Here is a 21,680-nt window from a genome sequence, read left to right on the forward strand (position 1 = left end):
GTGAATCACATCAAAAATTCACTTTAAAGGCAGACAACTGCCGAAAAAGAGACCAAACGATAAAAAAAGTAAAAAAAGTACTAGACGACATAGTGGGATATCCGTATTATTCCACTCCGCCGATAGGGCATGCGCCCGTAGCTCAGCTGGATAGAGCGTTGGCCTCCGGAGCCAAAGGTCGAAGGTTCGAATCCTTTCGGGCGCGCCATTGCCTTGGAGGATATATCGGTAAAAATTAATGGTGGCTATAGCTCAGTTGGTAGAGCCCCGGATTGTGATTCCGGTTGTCGCGAGTTCAAGTCTCGTTAGCCACCCCATTCTTTCTTTTTAAGAGAGAAAAAGGTAGCATTGCTTCCTTATCTTGATTAAGTTGAGATAAAACATTAGTCGGTGAATAGCGCAGCTTGGTAGCGCATCTGGTTTGGGACCAGAGGGTCGGGGGTTCGAATCCCTCTTCACCGACCACTATTTAGTTTATGGCTTACACTAAGCGGTAAACATGACAATTTGATGGTGGCTATAGCTCAGTTGGTAGAGCCCCGGATTGTGATTCCGGTTGTCGCGAGTTCAAGTCTCGTTAGCCACCCCATTCTTTCTTTAAAGAATATATGCTCGGTGAATAGCGCAGCTTGGTAGCGCATCTGGTTTGGGACCAGAGGGTCGGGGGTTCGAATCCCTCTTCACCGACCACTATTAAAAAACCTCATCAAAAATGATGAGGTTTTTTGCTTTCTGAATCATAGAATTGGGACAATAGGGTCGGGGTCTGGAAGCCCAGCCGCGCCGAATCCTTCTTCATCGACCACTATTAAAAAGCCTCAGCGAAAGCTGGGGCTTTTTTACATCTGTAGGTTGTGGATAGCGCAGCTTGGTAGTGCATCTCTTTCTTTGAAACATAGCGGACCAAAAGGGCGGGGGGCGCATGATGTTCAAATTCTGGCTCTTCAGCGACCACTATTAGAAAGCCTCAACTAGCCGTCCGCGATAGAAAAATCGAGGCCTATTTGCATTCTAAACAAAGGCAATTTTGGCGTGCGTACAGGTCAATGAGTTTTTGACCACCAGTAACCCAAAAGCCAAAGGTGTTGTGCGCCGATAAAACAAACCCCAGCGCAGTAGCTGGGGTCTTGGTATTTCTATTGGGCGAGCGTTTTGAGTATTTCTTTTAACTCGACGGTGTTTCTTACTTCGTAGTCTGGTTCTATCGCTGTTGGGTTCTCTGAACCTGTCGGGTTCACCCAAACGCTGAGAATATCCATATCGTTTGCTCCCGCTATGTCCGCAGCTAAAGAATCGCCGATATGAAGCGATTCTTGTGGTTTAACGCCGGCTAAGCTGAGAGCCTTGTGGAAGATACTTGCTGCAGGCTTCTCTTCAGGCTCCTCACCACCGACGATAATATGATCAACCCACTCACTCATATTGGTTGCGGCTAATTTCGGATGTTGCGAGAAGATTGGACCGTTGGTAATCACGACCAAAGTGTAGTGCTGACGTAGTTCAACCAGCATCTCTTTAACACCAGGAAGGAAAGAAAAAGCGTTCATACGGGCAGAATCAAAAAAATTCTGTGCCTGCTGAGCTTCTTCCGCACTTACCTCAATACCTTGCTCTGCCAGTATGGTTTTTATCAGGCCGCAGCGAAAAGCATTTTCATTCGGCAGCAGGGCGACAAGCTGAGGGAATTCTGCGTTGAGTTTTTTATATACCCCCTGCAAGTAGCGCTGTAAGAAAGCTTCAGGATCTGTCAGTTGTGGGTAAGTTGTTTTAATCCAAGCCGCAAATTCTTGTCCTGCCACCTTATCGGCTTGAGAGGTACCACATAACGTCTCATCCATATCAAAAAAAATCGCTTTAAGCACTGGGGCTCCTTCATTCAATATTTAATTACTGGTTAGAGAGGGATCTCTTGGTCAACCTATTATCTCACGCTCAACAGCATCGTAAAGCCTCAAGACCTACACGTTGTTGATCTGCTCATTCTATTCCCTTGGTAAATTCTCAAACTATCGCGCTTTTGTTACGGCAGTTAAACCGCTTAATAAACGAATAACTCATCGAGAGTAATAAATTGAGTCATTATGTCGATCTGCTCACGTTTCGATCTATCTTGATGATTTGTATTTTTGGTTTTTTATCTGTAATTAATTCTATCAGTTGGTACTTTACTCTGGTTTATCGTAGTTTGTGCCAGAGATTGTTTGTTAAATGTTAATGGTTGTGCGTGAATAGTTTTGCAATGGCTAATGTCGGGGTTTTGCATAAAACTAGAGCATTTTTCTGTTTTTATTGGTGCATATCGCACAAAAATAGGCTTATATGAAAGTGGTTAAATACTTGTTAATGCATTTTTATTCGCCTAATGTGCGTTGAATTAACATTTTCATGGCGTAATATACTTTAATTGTTGCTTTTTTGTGTGATTTTTGCCACATTGTCTCCGCATTTAAATTTCAGAGCATTATTCTGAATTTGAACGGATTCATTCAGGTGATGAATAGCCCCCTTTATTGCGGCGTTATTCGATACCACAGACAAGGCAGTAGAGGTCTGAAATGTCACTATTAGAAGTGAAAAACCTTCGTATTGAGTATCCATCCCGACACGGTGTTCACGCAGCCGTGAAATCATTGTCGTTCCAGATTGAGCGCGGCGAGATAGTGGGTGTCGTTGGCGAGTCAGGTGCGGGTAAGTCCACCGTTGGTAACGCTGTTATTGATTTGCTTAGTCCTCCAGGTCGAGTTGCCAGTGGCGACGTATTCCTGGATGGAGAAAAGATTTCTGGCTTATCGCCAGAAGCAATGCGTAAGGTTCGTGGCTCGAAGATTGGTTTTATCTTCCAGGACCCAATGACCTCTCTCAACCCTTTATTTACGGTTGAGCAGCAGCTGAAAGAAACCATTCATGCCAATATGAAAGTGTCGGACGAAGAAGCGTATCAACGTGCACTTTCTCTGATGCAGCAGGTCGGTATTCCTCAGCCGGAAAACCGTCTGAAACAGTATCCTCACCAGTTCTCTGGCGGTATGCGTCAGCGTGTGGTTATTGCGATTGCTCTGGCGGGTGAGCCAGATCTGATCATTGCCGATGAACCAACAACGGCGCTGGACGTATCAATCCAGGACCAAATCCTTAATCTTATCCGTGAGTTGTGTATCAAGAACAACGTAGGTTGTATGTTGGTGACGCACGACATGGGTGTGGTTTCAAATGTAACTGACCGTGTAGCGGTTATGTACCGTGGCGATCTGGTTGAGTTTGGTCCTACTGCTAAAGTGCTGGGTAACCCGGATCACCCTTACACTCGCAGCCTGATCTCAGCTGTCCCGCGTTCAGATGTGAAGCTCGAGCGTTTTCCTCTGGTGAGCTACATCGAAGAAGCGACAGAAATGAAGTCGCTAGACATTAAGACCCACTGGCTGGGTCAAAGCCAGGATCAGCGTGAGTACACCGGTCCTTTATTGGATGTGAAAAACGTTAATCTGCGATTTGTCACTAAGGACTCTCTGTTTGAAAGCCGTCGTGAGTACGTTCAAGCGTCGAACAACGTTAGCTTTGAAGTTCACGAAGGTGAAACATTTGGCCTGGTGGGTGAGTCTGGTTCAGGTAAATCAACCATCGCGCGAGTGATTGCCGGACTGTATGAGCCAAACTCAGGCCAGGTGAAATTTGAAGGCCTTGATTTGACTGCGATGAAGTCAGAGAAAGAGCGTCGTCCGGTTCGCCGTCAGATGCAGATGGTTTTCCAGAACCCTTATACGTCGATGAACCCGCGTATGAAGGTGGCCGATATCATTGCAGAGCCAATCCGTTTCCATAAGCTCACTAAAAACGAAGCAGAGACACGTCAGATTGTGAATGACCTGCTTGATCACGTTGGATTGGGGCGTATGGCTGGTCTTAAATACCCTCATGAATTCTCGGGTGGTCAGCGTCAGCGTATTTCTATCGCGCGCGCTCTGGCAACGCGACCTCGTCTTTTAATCTGTGACGAGCCGACGTCGGCATTGGACGTTTCGGTACAGGCACAGATTCTTAACTTGTTGAAAGATCTGCAAAGTGAACTGAACTTGACTATGTTATTTATCAGTCACGATTTACCAGTTATTCGTCAGATGTGTGACCGAGTGGGGGTAATGCAGATGGGTACGCTACTTGAAGTTGCACCGACCGAGCAGCTGTTTACCGCTCCTCAACATGAGTACAGCAAAAAACTGATCTCTCTGATGCCGGAATTTACCGGACTAAGAGAAGATATCAAATCGGCATAAACCAAGTTTTCGCTTGGCTGATCTTGACTATAAAAACGCAAACACAACAACAAGGGACTTAGATCCCAGCATGAAGGAGTTATGCAAATGAAAACCATGAAAAGCAAATTAGCAGTGGCGCTAATGGCTGCTGGCCTTAGCTTTAACGCTTTAGCTGCAGACATTAAAGTTGGCTACGCTGCTGACCCTGTATCGCTTGACCCGCACGAGCAGCTGTCTGGCGGTACTCTGCAAATGTCACACATGGTATTTGATCCACTGGTTCGCTTCACTCAGGAAATGGATTTTGAACCTCGCCTGGCAGAAAGCTGGGAGCGTGTTAACGATACAACTGTACGTTTCAAACTGCGTGAAGGTGTGAAGTTCCACTCTGGTAACACAATGACTGCAGATGACGTTGTATGGACATTTGAGCGTCTGCAAAACTCTCCGGATTTTAAAGCAATCTTCGACCCGTACGAGAAAATCGTTAAAGTTGACGACAACACCATTGAGCTTGTGACTAAAGGTCCATACCCACTGGTTCTGCAAACTGCAACCTACATCTTCCCGATGGACAGCAAGTTCTACACAGGTAAGACAGAAGACGGCAAAGACAAATCTGAGCTGGTTAAGCACGGTAACTCATTTGCATCAACTCACGTTTCTGGTACTGGTCCGTTCATCGTGACATCACGTGAACAGGGCGTAAAAGTTGAATTTGAACGTTTCAGCGATTACTGGGACACAGCGTCAAAAGGTAACGTAGACAAGCTTACACTGGTACCGATCAAAGAAGATGCGACTCGCGTTGCAGCTCTGCTTTCTGGTGGTGTTGATATGATTCACCCAGTAGCGCCAAACGATCACAAACGTGTACAAGATGCAGAAGGCATCGATCTGGTAACTCTGCCAGGTACTCGTATCATCACGCTGCAAATGAACCAAAACAGCAATGAAGCGCTGAAAGATGTTCGCGTTCGTCAGGCAATTGTGCACGCAATCAACAACGAAGGCATCGTGAAGAAAATCATGAAAGGCTTCGCAACGGCAGCTGGTCAGCAAAGCCCAGCAGGCTACGTTGGTCACAATGACAAACTGGTTCCTCGCTACGATCTGAAGAAAGCAAAAGAGCTGATGAAAGAAGCGGGCTACGAGAAAGGCTTCACGCTGACTATGATCGCGCCAAACAACCGTTACGTGAACGATGCGAAAGTAGCACAAGCAGCGGCGGCGATGCTGTCTAAGATCGGCATCAAGGTTGATCTGAAGACTATGCCTAAAGCGCAATACTGGCCTGAGTTTGATTTGTGTTCAGCAGACATGCTGATGATCGGCTGGCACTCAGACACAGAAGATTCTGCGAACTTCAACGAGTTCCTAACTATGACTCGTAACGAAGAGACAGGTCGTGGTCAGTACAACTGTGGTCACTACTCAAACCCAGAAATGGATAAAGTAGTAGAAGCGGCTAACGTTGAAACGGATCCGGCGAAACGTGCAGAGATGCTTCAAGGTGTAGAAGCAACGCTTTACAACGATGCAGCGTTCGTACCGCTACACTGGCAAAGTGAAGCTTGGGGCGCGAAGTCTAACGTTAAAGCAGCAGACATCGTAAACCCAATGGTTATGCCTTACTTTGGCGACCTAGTGGTTGAATAATTACCTTGAGTAATTTTTAGGAGGGAGTTCGCTCCCTCCTACATGAGCGCCATAACAAGCTAGTTTTGTTTGGACTCAACACTTGGCTCAGTTTTATTTCAGTCGGATTGAGCTGGTCTAAAGACTGAATTTTCTCTCTGTATACAGAGATTTATGGATAGTTAAGGGGCAAGGAATGTTTTCGTTTCTGGTCAAGCGCCTGTTTCAGGCACTGATAGTGATGTTTGTGATCAGTTTGGTGGCGTTTGCCATTCAGGACAACCTGGGTGACCCGCTGCGTGAGCTTGTAGGTCAGTCGGTTTCGGAGTCGGAGCGTCAAGCGCTGCGTGATGAACTGGGCCTGAACGATCCCTTTATCACAAAGTACACTCGCTTTGTCGGTAATGCACTACAAGGTGATTTAGGTACATCATACTTTTTCAAGCGCCCGGCGGTTGAGGTTATTCTTGATAAGCTGGTGGCGACATTAGAGCTCGTGTTTGGCGCGACGCTCATCATTATTGTTTTCTCTATACCACTCGGGGTGTATTCCGCAATTCACCCGAAAAGTATTTTCACCAAATTTGTTATGGCGATGAGTAGTGTCGGTATTTCGATTCCTGTCTTCCTGACGGCAATCATGCTGATGTACGTCTTCTCCATCGAACTTGGCTGGCTGCCTTCCTACGGGCGAGGTGAGACGGCTAACATTCTCGGCTGGGAGTCAGGCTTCTTCACTATTGACGGTATCAAGCACCTGATTCTGCCATGTATCGCACTGGCTTCTATCATGTTACCGCTGTTTATCCGTCTGGTGCGTTCAGAAATGCTGGAAGTCCTGAGCTCTGAGTACATCAAGTTCGCTAAAGCGAAAGGCCTGAACTTACAAAAGATTTATTACCAACATGCACTGAAAAATACCATGCTGCCAGTACTGACAGTGGGTGGTGTGCAAATTGGTACCATGGTGGCCTACACCATTCTGACTGAAACCGTATTCCAGTGGCCGGGTACCGGTTTCCTTTTCCTCGAGGCGATTAACCGTGTTGATACACCGCTGATCACCGCTTACGTTATCTTTGTTGGTCTGATCTTCGTGGTAACTAATACCATCGTTGACTTGCTGTACGGCATCATCAACCCGACTGTTAACCTGACTGGAAAAGGAGCTTAATCATGAGCCAATCTAATGTAGCTGCTGCTCCTTCTGCATGGGAGCGCTTTAAAAACTCGGACTTCCTGTACTACTTTAAGCGCGATAAAGTGGCAATGGCGAGTTTCACGGTGTTTATGGTGTTTTTGGTGTTGGCACTTGCTGCGCCAGTTCTGGCACCAACTGACCCGTATGACCTGACTTCTATCGACATCATGGACTCAGAGTTGCCACCTTCATGGATGGAAGACGGCGACAAGCGTTTTGTTCTGGGTACGGATGAGCAAGGTCGTGACATCTTATCGACCATTCTTTACGGTTCGCGCTTGTCACTGACTATCGGCTTCCTGGCCGTAGGTTTGCAGCTGGTTCTGGGTATCATCATTGGTCTGTCTGCAGGTTACTTTGGTGGCCGTATTGACAGCTTCCTGATGCGTTTTGCTGATGTTCAGTTGTCGTTCTCAACCATGATGGTAGCAATCATTGTATCGGCGATTTTCAAGGCCAGCTTTGGCAGTGATTTCTACAGCCAATATGCGGTAGTGATGCTGGTGGTCATCATCGGTGTGGCAGAATGGCCACAGTACGCACGTACTATCCGTGCATCGGTACTGGCAGAGAAGAAAAAGGAATACGTTGAAGCGGCACGCGTGATGGGCTTTAAAGCGCCACGTATCATGTTCCGCCACATCCTACCGAACTGTCTGTCGCCAATCCTGGTTATTTCGACAGTACAGGTAGCGAATGCGATCATGTCTGAGGCGGCGCTGTCGTTCTTAGGTCTGGGTCTGCCAGTGGATCAGCCGTCACTGGGCGCACTGATTAGTATCGGTTTTAATTACATCTTCTCTGGTGCATGGTGGATTACTGCTTTCCCTGGCATTGTGTTGGTCACACTGGTATTGGTTATCAACCTGCTGGGTGACTGGTTGCGTGATGTATTTAACCCAAAACTGTATAAAGGTTAATAATTTAGCGACTAAGTGTTGTTAATTCACTAAAATCCTTCCTAAACTAAGAGCCGGATGAATTTTCGGCTCTTTTTTTGCAAGTCATTCTTCGTTCACAGTTTTTTGGCGCTTTGTCGTCATAATTACCTTACCTACTAGTTTAAAGTGAAGCGTATGGAATTGAAGAAGGCACAATACCCATCTCATCGTATCCAACTAAGCCTCAGTCTGGGTTTATTATTGGGACTCAGTCAGTTTTCCAGCCCTGTAAAGGCGGACGATTTCCTTTGTGATGCCGTTCAGTCCAGTAATAAAGATCTCCCGAAGCTTGAGTCGACATGTCCTATTGGCAAAGGGTTATGGGGAAAGAAACTGCCGCCTAAGGGCAGCGAATTCTACTGGATTCAGTGTGGTTTGTTGCCAAAGCCGATGACAGTCGCACAATCTAAACCTCTGTATATCAAAATAACTACCGATGTCTGGATGAAGCCAGAAAAGAATGGTTACCGCTGTCTGATTGGCCCATATCTAGACGCAGGTCAGGCAGTTACTGATTTACGGGAAGTTAAAACCTTACCAGATTACAAAGAGGCGTTTATCCGGGTAGTCGGAGAGAGCAATGCCAGGCAAGTCAAACCAAACCCGCCTAAAGCTAAGGCCGTAAGTCCTAAGCCGACAACCCCTGCCAGTGCTGTTACTCCTGCGGCTGACGTAATCAGTGTTCCCGCCAAAAAAGCACAGACGAAGTCCGCCGTCACACAGGCAACCACTAAGCCATCTACAAAGTCCGAATCTAAACCATTAGTGAAGGGCAATAATGCGATTACCGTACGTCTGACAGCCTCGGTACAGGATAAAACCTATGTTGTGCCTTATCTGGTTGAGAACCGTAACCAATTTTATATGGAACATGGAACACCTTGGAATAGACTTAACTACGACGATGCCAGTCAGATATGTCACCAGTTAGGTATGTCTCTGGTAACCCATGATGAATTTAAAGCGCTGAGAAGCTCAGGGGTGATGGAAAAGAATCGTTGGCCGCTTCAACTGCCGTATTGGGGAAAAGATAAGATTGGTCTTTTTGCTGACCGCATACCGAACCAGCTAACGGGGACCTCTTTGCTGAATGTGCTGTGCGTTAAGTGATGATTGTGCGCGTTATCTGCATGCTGGTGGACAATGGTGCCTGGAAGGGACTGCAATACATCTGGTTAGCTGACAGAGAATGTGTACGCTAAGCTTGTGACAATATCGCCAATTGGTCATAATGTTACTAGTAACATTATTAACAAGTCACACACTTATGACCCAACATAATAAAAAGACACGCACGACACTACAGGATGTCGCCGACCAGGTTGGTGTAACAAAGATGACGGTCTCGCGCTATATGCGTAATCCGGAATCCGTTGCTGAAAAAACTCGGGTAAAAATTGCCGCAGTTATTGAGGAGATGGGTTATATCGAAAACCGTGCTCCGGCAATGCTGTCCAAATCTTCCAGCAAAGCGATTGGTATTTTACTTCCTTCTCTGTCCAACCAGATTTTTGCCTCTTTTGTTCAGGGCATAGAAATGGTCACTAAAGCTAACGGTTATGAGACGCTTCTGGCTCACTTTAGCTATGATGTGGCGGAAGAAGAGCGCAAGATTGCCTCATTACTTTCTTATCAGGTTGATGGCCTGATCCTGACTGAAAGCAACCATACCCCACGTACCTTACAGATGATCCAAAATGCGGGCATACCCGTTGTAGAAACCATGGAACTGCCCGATCAGCCAATTGATATGGCGGTTGGTCTGGATCATGAAGATGCATCATACAGCGCAGTAAAGCGTATGTTAGATTCCGGCAAGCGAACCATTGTCTATTTTGGCGCGCGTCTGGATACCCGTACCAAGCTGCGTATGCAAGGTTACGATCGAGCTATGGCAGAAGCGGGTCTTGAATCAAAACATGTGCTGACTGGTGAACACTCCAGTTATTCACTGGCCCATGAGCTTTTAGCGCAAGCTCTGGAAATTTATCCCGATATGGATGGTGTGTTCTGTACCAACGATGACATTGCTATCGGCACCATACTCAGTGCTCAACAGCGCGGCATTCAGATACCTCAGCAGCTCGCGGTAGTTGGGTATAACGCGTTGGACATCGGCCAGACAATCAGCCCGAAGCTGACCAGTGTCGATACGCCTCGTTTTGAGATTGGCAAGAAGAGTGCAGAACTGTTAATCGCGCGACTCAAAGGCGAAGACCAGTCAGAGCAGGTAGTTGACATGGGGTATGAAATCACGGCAGGTGAGAGTGTGTAACTCCTTTCTAAGCTAAAGAAAAGCGGAGTGTGGAGCACTCCGCTTTTTGTTTTAGACAATAAAGCTTGCCCCTTGGTCGGCACTGGAAACATTATGACGGATCACCGCAAACAATCCGCGCCCCCATGTCTGCTGCATTGATTCGGTATCTAGCTGAAATATTTCACGGCCAGAAGTGTCAGCTAAATTATTCAGTTCGCCAGTCTGGCAATCGACACTAATCGTATCGCCATCACGCACTAAACCAATCGCGCCACCACGAATTGCTTCGGGTGATATATGAATCGCAGACGGGATCTTACCTGATGCTCCTGACAAACGACCGTCTGTCACCAGCGCGACTTTAAAGCCTGCTTTCTGTACGTTACCCAGAATAGGCATCAGTTTATGTAACTCCGGCATACCATTTGCGGCGGGACCGTTGTGTGTCACCACGACAATGCAGTCTTTATTAAGGTCGCCACGTTTGTAAGCGGCTTCTACTTCGTGCTGGCACTGGAATACCACCGCTGGTGCTTCAATAATGCGCTGTTCTTCTTTGACGGCAGAAACTTTAACCACGGCTTTACCTAAGTTGCCGTTCAGCACGCGTGTACCACCTGTGTTTTGGAATACCGCTTCTGATGAGGCAATAACTTCACTGTCCCCGCTACCCTGACAGGTCGCCCAAATCAGTTTGTCATTTTTCAGACGTGGTATCGTCATTTGATCAGAGAACTCCCCGAACACAGGCTTCACGTCACGATGCAGGAGATCGGATTCGTTCAGACGGTACATCAGCGCGGGTACGCCACCGGCTGCCTGAAACGCATTCATATCCGCGGGACCATTCGGGTATACGCGTGCCAGCAGTGGCACAACTTCTGATAAATCACTGATGTCCTGCCAGGTTAATAAGATACCAGCAGCGCGAGCGACGGCGACCATATGAATGGTGTGGTTAGTACTGCCGCCAGATGCTAGCAGCGCAATGATACCGTTGATTAGGCTCTTTTCCGTTACAACTTCAGCCAGAGGACGGAAATTGCTGGAGCCTGTAGTCATGGACGCTATCTTCAGTGCCGCATGGTCTGTTAGCGCTTTACGCAGTTCACTATACGGGTGGATAAACGCAGAGCCTGGTAGCATTAGGCCCATGGCTTCGAACACTAACTGGTTAGTATTGGCTGTGCCGTAAAAGGTACAGGTACCTGCGGAGTGATAAGCGCGGCACTCCATATCCAGTAAGGCATCTTTACCGACTTCACCCGCAGCGTACTTCTGGCGCACATCGACTTTTTCTTCGTTGCTGATACCTGTGGCCATCAGACCTGCAGGTACAAATGCTGTCGGCAAGTGAGCGTAGGAAAGCGCCCCCATCAGCTGACCCGGTGCGATCTTGTCGCAGATACCCAGCAACAGTGTGGCATCGAAGACGTTGTGGCTCAGTGATAACGCGGTTGATTGCGCGATTAAGTCACGGGAAAACAGTGACATATCCATACCAGCCTGACCCTGTGTCACCCCATCGCACATCGCGGGAACACAACCTGCCACCTGAGCGGTGTGGCCATACTTCGCCAGTACTTGTTTAATTTGCGTCGGATAGCTCTGATAAGGCTGGTGGGCACTCAACATGTCATTATAAGCGCTGATAAGTGCAACATTGGAATGGGTGAAATCGAGAATATTCTCTTTTTCTGTAGAGCATGACGCAGCAACGGCATGAGCAAGGTTACCGCAAGACAAGCCGACTCGTCCTTTTCCGGCTTCAGCCTGGCTTTCTGTTCGTGCTAGAAATGATGCGCGTGCCTCCCGGCTACGCTCGGTCAAACGCTCTGTAACGTTGAGAATAACAGGGTGGGTCATAACGCTACCTCAACAGGTTGTTGTTGCAGTTCTGCTGCAGAGCGCTCGACAATATCACTGATGTCGCCATCGATACTCACGCTTAGCGTCTTAGGTTCGTTATCCGGGCGCTCCAGGGTTTCGAACTGGCTCTTCACCATGTTTTCTTTCATGAAATGCCCCTGGCGCATGCGCATGCGATTGAGGATAAGTGCCATATCGCCATCAAGGAATAAGAAGGTCACGTTGTCGTTGCCTTCGCGGATCTGATCGCGGTAACTCTTTTTCAGTGCTGAACAGACAATAATGCCGTGCTCATTCTTGCTTTCCAGGCTGTAAGCCGCATCGCGAATGCGCTCTAACCATGGCTTGCGGTCGTCATCATTAAGCGGCTGACCAGATGCCATTTTCTGGATGTTTGCTCGCGGGTGAAGGTCATCACCATCGATGAATTTACGCCCCAGCTTTCTTGCCAGTTGCTCGCCAATTGTGCTTTTTCCGCTAGCACACACACCCATAACGATGACACTACTACCAGCCATAATTTATCCTCATAACTAAAGTTGCGCGTGATCTCAATTTTTGAATTCACTTGAAAATTTAGGTTTATCTTATTCATGTTATCGGTAACATGTTACCGGTAACTTAAATAAATGTGAACCAAAACACAAACTATAATTCTTAAAGGTGAACCTATGGAGCAATTAGCCCAAGCCCCTGATCCTACATACTTACTGACGATTGCAGGCCTTGCCATTGCAGCGTTACTTGTTTTAATTATTAAACTGAAAGTCCATGCGTTTGCTTCCCTCACAATGGTGAGTTTGGGTACTGCTATTGCCACTGGCGTTTCAACGGATAAGGTCGTACCGACTATGATGGGCGGCTTTGGTGGTACTCTGGCCTCCGTCGCATTGCTGGTCGGCCTTGGCGCGATGATCGGTAAAATTCTTGAAGTGACCGGCGGTGCGAAAGTACTGGCGGACACCCTGATTGGCCGCTTTGGTAAAGAGCGTGCACCACTTGCGCTAGGTATCGCCTCATTATTATTTGGCTTTCCAATCTTCTTCGATGCTGGCTTGGTTGTGATGATGCCAATTATTCTCAGCGTTGCTGCTCGTTTTGGTGGTTCGCCACTCAAATACGCGTTACCTGCTGCCGGTGCCTTTGCAGTAATGCACGCGTTTGTTCCACCGCATCCGGGTCCCGTTGCTGCGGCAGAGTTTCTTGGCGCAAACATTGGCCTGCTTTTGGTGGTTGGTATCTTGGTTGCTATTCCGACCTGGTACCTTGGCGCTTACCTGTTTGGTCTTTATGCCGGTAAGAAATTTGAGATCCCGCTTTCCAAAGCCTTCTTTGACGGCGATGCGGTAGTCGATGAAAGCAAACTGCCAAAGTTTGCGACAGTGATGACGCTGCTTGTGTTGCCTGTCCTTCTAATCTGTTTAGATACGGTTCTCAACACCTTAGCGGTGGCTGGTGTTATTGATGGCGGCTCTTCACTGGTGTCATTCCTACGCATGCTGGGTAAAACCCCGGTAGCCCTGCTTATTACCCTGGTAGTGTGTCTTGCTGTGTTTGCTAAAGATTACGGGATGGCAAAACTGGAAAAACTCTGTGGTGAGTCACTGGCTCCAATCTGTGGCGTAATTCTGGTGACCGGTGCTGGCGGTATGTTTGGTGGAGTACTGCGTGCAAGCGGGATCGGTGATGCGCTTGCAGGCGTGTTAACCAATACTGGTATGCCTGTTATTGTTGCTGCATTTGTTATTTCTACTTGTCTGCGTGTTGCTCAGGGCTCGGCTACTGTCGCTTTGACAACCACAGCCGCACTTATTGCCCCTGTTGTTGCGGTCACTACTGGTCTGAGCGAGCTTGATCTTTGCTTTATCGTGATTGCCATTGCTGGTGGTGCTACTGTGCTTTCACACTTCAATGATTCTGGTTTCTGGCTGGTATCTCGCCTGCTTGAGATGGATGAAAAAACCACATTAAAAACCTGGACGGTAATGGAAACGCTACTTGGCGGCATCGCGTTTATTATCGTCGCAACATTAAGCTTTATTCTTTAGAGGTTACCCATGACAACACTTGAACAACGATTGAGAGAGATCAAAATCGTTCCGGTTATCGCTATCAACGATGTCGCACACGCACTGCCACTGGCTAAAGTGTTGGTAGAAAACGGTTTACCATGTGCAGAAGTGACATTCCGCACTGATGCGGCGGCAGAGTCGATTCGTATCATGCGTGAAGCATATCCGGAGTTATTGATTGGTGCAGGTACTGTACTGACCACGCAACAAGTCGATATCGCTATTGATGCGGGTGTGGATTTTATCGTCAGCCCGGGTTTTAACCCGACCACAGTGAAATACTGTCAGCAACGTGGCGTGACTATCGTTCCTGGTGTGAACAACCCAAGCCTGGTTGAGCAGGCCATGGAAATGGGTCTGCGCACGCTGAAGTTCTTCCCGGCAGAACCGTCTGGTGGCGTGAACATGCTAAAAGCTCTGACAGCCGTTTACCCGGTAAACTTTATGCCGACAGGTGGCGTCAGCCCGTCTAATGTAGAAGAGTATCTGGCGCTGAAGTCAGTGGTTGCCTGTGGCGGTACGTGGATGGTACCAACAGCAATGATGGACAATGGCGACTGGGAAGGTCTGGCTGAACTGGTGCGTGCGGTTAAGTAATTTGCACCACCGGGCTTAAATCGCTCCATAACCTCAAACGTTTTAAACGTGATACGAAAAAGGGTCATCTGAAGATGACCCTTTTTATTTAATGCTTTTAATCAGTGATTAACGCATGGTCGCATCATACCCTTTATATCTAACTCTGGATTTTTTCTGGAAACCTTGTGATGGTAAGCTATAAGGGCTTTTTTCCAGAAAAGACGAAAACTGGACGTTTTTCGAAGAAAATTAAAGTCTGGAAAACAGTTTTTCCAGACTTTAAGGGATTAATTAACAGATAACGTTCCAGAACAATTTTGCGGTCGGCACCATCAGCAATATAAATCCAGAAATATACAGTAGAGTGGTCAGGGCTCTAAGCACACATCGGCTGTATACTGTGCAGTTCCAAAAGTGATTGTGAAGATCTATTGCAAGAGTTCTTAGTACTGATGCATCTATGTTCTCAGTTGATTTTGACGATGATTCAAACTGTGAAATATTGATGAAAACCTCATGCCTTTTCTTTTTATCACCGTACTCTTTTTCAACAAAAGAGGACAGCCCCAATAGTCGAGATAGAGTAATATGTTCAATGTTTTCTTGTACATATTCACGATTAGAACGGTACTCTTTAACAAGTGAGGGAGCTGACAAACTGTATAGCCCAGATGCTAGTGCAATCGCGATCAATCCAAAGTAAAGAAAGTAACTGTTGGAAATCGTAGTTTCAGCTACTTGCGTGGAGCCCACTCCAAGAACGGATGAGGTTAACGTGAACCACTCTTGAAATTTTTCACTAAATATGATCATGTATCCAATGATTGGCGTCAACATAGTTAGCTTAACTGTGTTGCTTTCCCCTAGAACTCTCAATGCTTTCCAACTAGGTATTAGATACTTCATTATTTGTTTTCTCTTCCATAATAAGCTGCGGTTAAGTCTGCTGCTAGAGATCTAATCTTGGAGTAGTTAGAGCGTTTAGATACGTTGATAAGGGAACTAACGTTCTTGTTTTTAATTGTTAATTGATCAAGCTTATATTTTTTTACTACGTCATCTACCCAGTTTTCACTCGGTCTAGAAATCGAAAGTTTGTTTAGAATCCTAGTGTCACTTGGTAATACATGGTTTAGATAGTATTCCCAGCGGTCAGGGGTAAGCATGTCTAGCAAGTATTGTGCTTTAGGTTTCGCTGTATGAGATGTTCCATATGGATTGCCAAGTACAACACAAAGTAAAGCAGACACACATGCAGGAAGAGCTGGTGTAGGGATGGTTGTCCCTAGATTCGCTAGGTTTTTGACTGGCGCTTCTTCATTGTAGAAATTATCCATTCCTTCATGAGCTTTGATTATTTCATCCGCAGCTTTTACGAATGAATCACTTCTCAGGTTTTCAGGGACGTAATCGAATCCATGGACTTTTAGTAGTGTTCTTTTAAGCCCACTAACAGAGATATTTTTCCCTGAAGCAAAAGTTTCAGCATACGTATGACCAACTTGCCATTTTTCAGAATCGAGTAAGCTTGGCCACATAAGTGGTATGAGTAGGTTACTGTTAGCTAGAGCGTGCTCTAAGGGGGCTCCATTAGCTTTTTTTGCTGCATTCATTAGAACGCTAATTGTTAACTTGTAGAAAAAATATGGAGAACTTTTGAGCATGTCGACTTTAGGGTCAGACTCGGAGAGTGTTTCTGTTTCTAATGCTTCGCGAAACTCGATGAAGGGCGTTGCTACAGGAATTTTTGGTTTACCCAAAACAGCTTTTACGCATGCCTTCAGAGACATGATAGCCTCTTCTTTATTTATATTTTGCTGCTCACTCTCTGTCATACTTAGTGTTGAGAAATGAGTTATTAGCTCATGTGAGTGCCTTAATCTCATTGCTTCAGTTGAACTAATCATACCTAGTTCTTCTGCGATTTTAATGGACTCTCTTGTAGTAATAATATCGTTGATATCATCATCTTCGGTGACGTCAGCTTTACCTAACATTTCACCTATTAGACTAACACCGACATTCGATAGTTCTGCTTTAAGCGCATTTATCGTGCGAGACCAAAGGTAGTTCATACCCATTTCATAAAAGCCGTTGTCTAAAGCAAAAGATATCTGATGTTTATCTTTTGTATTTAGCTGTAGAGCACAATCTGCAATTGCAGTAGCTGTAACTGCTGTTTCAGGAATAGTGACGATGTTATCTGGCTGCCAGAGTGTGATATTACTCATTATCAGCTCCTTTAAATTGAGTTAAACCATCTTGCGATTGCATATAAGCTCCACAAAGCTCTGTATCAAGTTTTGAACACAGTGCTTCAAATGCGCGACTTCGTGCCCCTCCAAAAGAATTTGTCGAAGAGGATTGAATAAAAAAATTAAAACCTAGTAGCTGGGCTTTTTGATTGAAGATAACTATACCATCTGTGTTTATCATACTTTCCAGAATATGAGTAAAGCTGATTAGTGTGCCAGCTTCTTTATCTTCATTAATACATAGAGTTACGAGTTTATGGAAGTCTATTACAGGTGACAATTGTATCCCATCGCCATTGAAAGTGGTCGGGGTTTGCTCGGAGGTCGATACGGCAATTAAGCATCCATGACTCTTTTTAATTGCTTCTGATAGAGAATCAGACAGTATTCTATGCACGAACTCTTTATTTTCTTGCACTTCATTTGTTATGCAGTCTATGAGCTTTGATAAGTCGCTTTGTGTTGATGTGTGTTTGTTCGCCGCTGGGCTTAAAGATATGTATAAAGTAGGGCCTTTGTTCGATCTTACTTCAACTTGGTCTTGTGTGACTTGGTGGACTTTAATTGTGTTGTAAGGAACATCTGTAGTAAGAACCACTTCATCGATTGAAGTCGTAATGGGATTGGTGTCACCTCTAAATATACCGTAGCATACTTGTGCATCTTCTTGGGCTATGTAAATACACCAACCATTATTAGCGAGAGGGGCACACTTTTTAAGCGCAGATCTCATAGCGTTAGATAAGTTAACTTCTGAGCCAATCTGCATCGAATCTGAACCAGGTAACATCTGGAGCGCAAGTGTAATATTGCTGGTGAGATACACTTTTGGATGAAGCTTAGTGCCTTCTTCTTGATACCTAGAAATATTGAAAACGAGCTCGGTCAGCGCTGTGTTCTGTTCGTCAGCACAGGCGGAAACAAGAGAATCATCGCAGAAGGTCTTCGTACTATCTAATAGTTTTGAGTGCAGGTTAATATGGGTCATTTTCGCAGTATATCCGTTCATATGCGCAGAGAATGATATATCACAACCTCTTAGTTTTAATAGTACTTAGCTCAAGCAATAGTAAAACTAGCTATCAACATCTAGCTGTGAGATGTAGTTGAGAAGTACTTCTTTTTGTGAAGGAGTTAGTCGACTTATGGCAATAGCTAGGTGCGCAGATAACTTATCCTCACAGAAAAAGTAACTTAACGGTACATCAAGCTCATCCGCAATCAGTTTCAGCGTTTGAACATCAGGCGAATGTTTCCCTTTTTCGTACTGATTCATCCTTGGGCTTGCCGAGCTTTCATCCATACCTATTTTTACTCCCAAGGCCTTCTGAGAGAGTTTTGCTTTTTTACGCGCTTCTTTGAGGCGCAGTGGAATTGGGTTTTGGAATGACACTTATGGTTCATATCTTAAAGCTCAACGGTAACTAAGATTTTCTTAGTTTTACTGATTTCTGTATACTAAGCAATCCTTAGTTTTTCTGGTGGTGTTAGCAATACATGAAACGTTCTATGAAGATCAGTACAGATATGTATAACTTGTTGATTGAAAGAACAATGGATGGTTTTTCAGTAATTGAATTAAGGGATGAGTTTATTGTTCTAAAAGGCTCTCCTGTTGATCCTGATGAAGCGCGCAAAAAGGTTTATCGACAAATCTTACGGTTTATAAAGAAAGGCTGGCTTAGAAGTGAAGGGAGCGGTCGTCAAAAAAGATACTTTCAGACAGACACCTTTAAATCTCTTAATGTGGAGCCAAAATCAGGAAATGTAGATATTGATATTTATTCGAGCCGTGACTACTCGGTGTTAGTGAGTGAGTGCAATCAATACAAAGGAGAGCTAGAAATTGTTTTAGGTGAGATTGATGAATACCAGTCCCTTAAAGTTCGATTTCCTGAATTGGAACCGAAATTAACCATGCTTCTTGATGAAGCAAAAGAACGCTCTGCGTACCTACTGGGAAAGGTTAATGGGTTAACAAATGTTCTGAAAATGCTCTATGAAGGAAAACAAACGTGTTAAGAGTTTGGCAAATAGAGTGTTCAGAAAGAACATTAAGAAAATTTAAAGATAATCATCGTCACTTCTTTTGCCAAGCCACACCGGGGGCTGGTAAAACCGTTCTTGCAGCTACGATTGCTTCAAGACTGTTGCAAGATGATATGGTCGAACTTGTATTGTGTTTTTCGCCGTCTTTAACGGTTTCGGATGGAATAAAAAAAACCTTTTCGAACACTCTAAATTGCACTTTTAATGGTGGGTTAGGTTCAATTGGGCAGTCGCTAACCTATCAATCCATTCAATTCCTTAATGATGAATTTTGGCAAACCCTCCGTTACCGAAGAGTGTTTGTTGTCTTTGACGAGATTCATCACTGCTCGGGCTCAGAGATAGAAAATGCAAATGTTTGGGGTCAACAAGTACTTACAAAAATTCAGGGACTTGCGACCTATACACTTGCTATGTCGGGAACCCCATGGCGTTCGGATGCTTTACCTATCGTATTGGGTGAGTACAGTGACTCTGAGGGGCAGCTTCAGGTCGACTATCAATATACGTTGAAGCAAGCTATTGCTGATAAGGTTTGCAGATCTCCAAAGTTGGTCCTAGTAGACAATGAACATTTGTCGGTAATTTGTGATGAAAAGGTTGAATCATTTTCCTCAATACTAGAGATGATTAAACAGACTAAAACCTCCTATCAGAGTGTCATACATAATCAAGAAGCGATGGAGTACTTGCTTGGTCTTGGTTGTAAAAAGCTTGCAGAAATACGCTCTGAATCGCCAAGTGCGGGAGGGTTAGTTGTTGCTTCATCCGTTCAGCATGCGAAAGTAATTAAGAGAATACTTTCTCATAAATACTCCCAAACAGTCTCAATAGTTACATACCGTCATGAAGAGCCTTTAGTTGAAATAGAACGATATCGTCAAAGTGATGCTCAGTGGATCGTTAGTGTTGGAATGATTAGCGAAGGTACTGATATTCCTCGTCTTCAAGTTTGTTGCCATATGAGTTCGGTCAAAACTGAATTGTACTTTAGGCAAGTACTTGGACGCATTCTTAGAGTAAATGGGCTGATAAACCAGCAAGCTTGGCTATTTACTTTTGCAGAGAAAAGCTTGATTGAATTTGCAGAACGGATAGAACAAGACATTCCTGAATCATGTCTTTTTGCCAAACTTGCCACGCAAGAAGAATCTGAATTTGCTGATAACCGTAGTCTAATAAATCAAAATAACTCTTTGTTAGGTGAAGAAGTAGTTAACTCAAATCTTATCTGGGGGAATACAGTTAAAAGCGGCTCCAGTTCAGGTGGCTCGCTTAGTGCTGTTGATGACCTTCGGCTAGGGGGATTCAAACAGCGCGTCATTTCTGCTTTTTCGTAGTTCTCATTGGTTACCAGTTCGGGTGGGTTTTTTTTGACTTCATGGTGGTTAAATTATTATTTTTTGTGGTAAGTATTGGATGTTTTTGTGGTAATCTTGTGGTGGTTGGTTTACCATTTTGAAATTGAAACCTAAACATGTAGGTTAAAATGGAAGATAAATTCATATTAAATTTGATAGATGTTGCCCTTAAGGGAGATAAATCTACAGCTCAAATGATTGTTAGAAAGTTGGCTTCAAAAGTTCGACTAGATAGCCCATCGCTATATGAGCAGATAAATAAAAAATTGGCTACAGATGCTTTAAGGAGCAGTAACGTTAGGCGGTTACCTCTACCTGTAGATGCAGATAGCAGACAAAGTTTAATCAAAGTAGAAGAGCCAGTGTCGCTTCTGAAGGAGCCCATTTACTCTAAGGATGTTTCGGAAGCTTTTGAGCAAGTGCTATTAGAAAGAGAGTATAAAGACGCTCTTTTATCAGAGGGGCTACAGCCAACTAAGTCGATTATATTCCAAGGCCCACCTGGAGTTGGTAAAACTCTTTCCGCTAGGTGGTTGGCAAATCAGTTGGATCTTCCACTGTTAACTCTAGATTTAGCGACCGTGATGAGTAGCTTTTTAGGAAAAACAGGAAGTAATGTAAGGGCTGTACTCGAGCATGCTATGTCTTTTCCTTGCGTACTGCTGCTTGATGAGTTTGATGCTATAGCGAAACGTCGAGATGATGATCGTGAGCTAGGTGAACTTAAAAGGCTGGTTACGGTACTTCTCCAGACTATAGATGAATGGCCTGCAACATCATTACTTATTGCAGCAACAAATCATGGTGAGCTTCTAGATCCTGCTATATGGAGACGGTTTGATATGGAAATATCATTTACAATGCCTACAAAGGGAATGGTAAATGAGTACTTATCCAATTATTGGTCAGATGTTGCTGATAAGAAAGAAGAATATCTCGATAAATTTGAAGGTATGTCATTCAGCAATATTGATCGTGAATTGACGCAGCAAAAGCGAGCTAATGTAATTTCATCACTGACGCTTAGGAAGCTAGTTGGAGAAGAGAATGTAAGTTATCACGAAGAGTTGAGCTTGGAAGAGAAGAAAGTAATGGCTGTAAAGCTTCATAAACAAGGACTCTCTCAAAGAGCTATCTCAAATAAGCTTGGTATTAGTAGACCAACGGTTAAAAAGTCGATTGAAGACTCTGGGGAAGGGTAAAAG

General features: G+C 45.0%; 18 protein-coding genes and 5 tRNA genes. 16 read left to right on the plus strand and 7 right to left on the minus strand.

The window, feature by feature from the left end:
• Positions 1–131: 131 nt before the first annotated feature.
• The 5 genes from KHN79_RS00220 to KHN79_RS00240 all read left to right on the plus strand — a co-directional run bounded on the left by KHN79_RS00220 (position 132) and on the right by KHN79_RS00240 (position 690).
• Positions 132–208, plus strand: a tRNA-Arg gene (locus KHN79_RS00220).
• A 33-nt stretch (positions 209–241) separates the two neighbouring features.
• A tRNA-His gene (locus tag KHN79_RS00225) sits at positions 242–317 on the plus strand.
• A gap of 71 nt (positions 318–388) precedes the next feature.
• Positions 389–465 (plus strand) — tRNA-Pro (locus tag KHN79_RS00230).
• A 48-nt stretch (positions 466–513) separates the two neighbouring features.
• A tRNA-His gene (locus KHN79_RS00235) sits at positions 514–589 on the plus strand.
• 24 nt (positions 590–613) lie between these two features.
• Positions 614–690: transfer RNA gene (locus KHN79_RS00240), tRNA-Pro, on the plus strand.
• A gap of 446 nt (positions 691–1,136) precedes the next feature.
• On the opposite strand, the gene KHN79_RS00245 is transcribed toward KHN79_RS00240, so the two are convergent.
• Entirely contained in the window at positions 1,137–1,862 is a 726-nt protein-coding gene (locus KHN79_RS00245; protein WP_182009940.1) for an HAD family hydrolase, read from the minus strand.
• A gap of 693 nt (positions 1,863–2,555) precedes the next feature.
• Between KHN79_RS00245 and KHN79_RS00250 the strand changes: the two genes are divergently transcribed.
• The 6 genes from KHN79_RS00250 to KHN79_RS00275 all read left to right on the plus strand — a co-directional run bounded on the left by KHN79_RS00250 (position 2,556) and on the right by KHN79_RS00275 (position 10,308).
• Complete coding sequence (locus KHN79_RS00250) at positions 2,556–4,271, plus strand: ABC transporter ATP-binding protein (RefSeq protein WP_182009939.1); 1,716 nt, start codon at positions 2,556–2,558, stop codon at positions 4,269–4,271.
• Between the two features lie 87 nt (positions 4,272–4,358).
• A complete protein-coding gene (locus KHN79_RS00255; protein WP_182009938.1) occupies positions 4,359–5,912 on the plus strand; it encodes an ABC transporter substrate-binding protein in 1,554 nt (517 codons plus the stop codon).
• A 175-nt stretch (positions 5,913–6,087) separates the two neighbouring features.
• Positions 6,088–7,065, plus strand: a complete 978-nt coding sequence (locus KHN79_RS00260; protein WP_025502013.1) for an ABC transporter permease — start codon at positions 6,088–6,090, stop codon at positions 7,063–7,065.
• 2 nt (positions 7,066–7,067) lie between these two features.
• Complete coding sequence (locus KHN79_RS00265) at positions 7,068–8,012, plus strand: ABC transporter permease (RefSeq protein ID WP_182009937.1); 945 nt, start codon at positions 7,068–7,070, stop codon at positions 8,010–8,012.
• A gap of 156 nt (positions 8,013–8,168) precedes the next feature.
• Entirely contained in the window at positions 8,169–9,143 is a 975-nt protein-coding gene (locus KHN79_RS00270) for an SPOR domain-containing protein (protein ID WP_182009936.1), read from the plus strand.
• A gap of 157 nt (positions 9,144–9,300) precedes the next feature.
• Positions 9,301–10,308, plus strand: coding sequence for a substrate-binding domain-containing protein (locus KHN79_RS00275; RefSeq protein WP_182009935.1), 1,008 nt, complete (start codon positions 9,301–9,303; stop codon positions 10,306–10,308).
• Between the two features lie 51 nt (positions 10,309–10,359).
• Here the strand turns inward: KHN79_RS00275 and edd are convergent, their stop codons facing one another.
• Positions 10,360–12,156: a phosphogluconate dehydratase gene (edd, locus tag KHN79_RS00280; RefSeq protein ID WP_182009934.1), complete on the minus strand. Its 1,797-nt coding sequence runs from the start codon at positions 12,154–12,156 to the stop codon at positions 10,360–10,362.
• Positions 12,153–12,677, minus strand: a complete 525-nt coding sequence (locus KHN79_RS00285; protein ID WP_182009933.1) for a gluconokinase — start codon at positions 12,675–12,677, stop codon at positions 12,153–12,155. Before KHN79_RS00285 ends, edd begins: the two co-directional genes overlap by 4 nt.
• A 153-nt stretch (positions 12,678–12,830) precedes the next feature.
• On the opposite strand from KHN79_RS00285, the gene KHN79_RS00290 reads away from it, so the two are divergent.
• Positions 12,831–14,207, plus strand: a complete 1,377-nt coding sequence (locus tag KHN79_RS00290) for a GntP family permease (RefSeq protein ID WP_182009932.1) — start codon at positions 12,831–12,833, stop codon at positions 14,205–14,207.
• A 9-nt stretch (positions 14,208–14,216) separates the two neighbouring features.
• Positions 14,217–14,828 (plus strand): bifunctional 4-hydroxy-2-oxoglutarate aldolase/2-dehydro-3-deoxy-phosphogluconate aldolase, encoded by a 612-nt coding sequence (locus KHN79_RS00295; protein ID WP_182009931.1) that lies wholly within the window; start codon positions 14,217–14,219, stop codon positions 14,826–14,828.
• 273 nt (positions 14,829–15,101) lie between these two features.
• Here the strand turns inward: KHN79_RS00295 and KHN79_RS00300 are convergent, their stop codons facing one another.
• The 4 genes from KHN79_RS00300 to KHN79_RS00315 form a co-directional block, all read right to left on the minus strand.
• Positions 15,102–15,716, minus strand: a complete 615-nt coding sequence (locus tag KHN79_RS00300) for a hypothetical protein (RefSeq protein WP_182009930.1) — start codon at positions 15,714–15,716, stop codon at positions 15,102–15,104.
• Positions 15,716–17,041 (minus strand): hypothetical protein, encoded by a 1,326-nt coding sequence (locus tag KHN79_RS00305; RefSeq protein ID WP_118121355.1) that lies wholly within the window; start codon positions 17,039–17,041, stop codon positions 15,716–15,718. The genes KHN79_RS00300 and KHN79_RS00305 overlap by 1 nt, the downstream gene beginning before the upstream one ends.
• Positions 17,034–18,053 carry a hypothetical protein gene (locus KHN79_RS00310; RefSeq protein ID WP_118121356.1) on the minus strand — a complete coding sequence of 340 codons (1,020 nt, stop codon included), beginning with the start codon at positions 18,051–18,053 and terminating at the stop codon, positions 17,034–17,036. Before KHN79_RS00310 ends, KHN79_RS00305 begins: the two co-directional genes overlap by 8 nt.
• A gap of 87 nt (positions 18,054–18,140) precedes the next feature.
• Positions 18,141–18,458 (minus strand): helix-turn-helix transcriptional regulator, encoded by a 318-nt coding sequence (locus KHN79_RS00315; protein WP_182009929.1) that lies wholly within the window; start codon positions 18,456–18,458, stop codon positions 18,141–18,143.
• 116 nt (positions 18,459–18,574) lie between these two features.
• On the opposite strand from KHN79_RS00315, the gene KHN79_RS00320 reads away from it, so the two are divergent.
• From KHN79_RS00320 to KHN79_RS00330, 3 genes are all read left to right on the plus strand, one after another.
• Positions 18,575–19,087: a hypothetical protein gene (locus tag KHN79_RS00320; protein ID WP_280519659.1), complete on the plus strand. Its 513-nt coding sequence runs from the start codon at positions 18,575–18,577 to the stop codon at positions 19,085–19,087.
• Positions 19,081–20,454 carry a DEAD/DEAH box helicase family protein gene (locus KHN79_RS00325; RefSeq protein WP_182009927.1) on the plus strand — a complete coding sequence of 458 codons (1,374 nt, stop codon included), beginning with the start codon at positions 19,081–19,083 and terminating at the stop codon, positions 20,452–20,454. Before KHN79_RS00320 ends, KHN79_RS00325 begins: the two co-directional genes overlap by 7 nt.
• 149 nt (positions 20,455–20,603) lie before the next feature.
• Complete coding sequence (locus tag KHN79_RS00330; protein ID WP_182009926.1) at positions 20,604–21,677, plus strand: ATP-binding protein; 1,074 nt, start codon at positions 20,604–20,606, stop codon at positions 21,675–21,677.
• The last annotated feature ends 3 nt before the right edge of the window (positions 21,678–21,680 follow it).

Origin of the sequence: Vibrio sp. B1FLJ16 (assembly GCF_905175385.1) — a bacterium.
Taxonomy (GTDB): domain Bacteria; phylum Pseudomonadota; class Gammaproteobacteria; order Enterobacterales; family Vibrionaceae; genus Vibrio.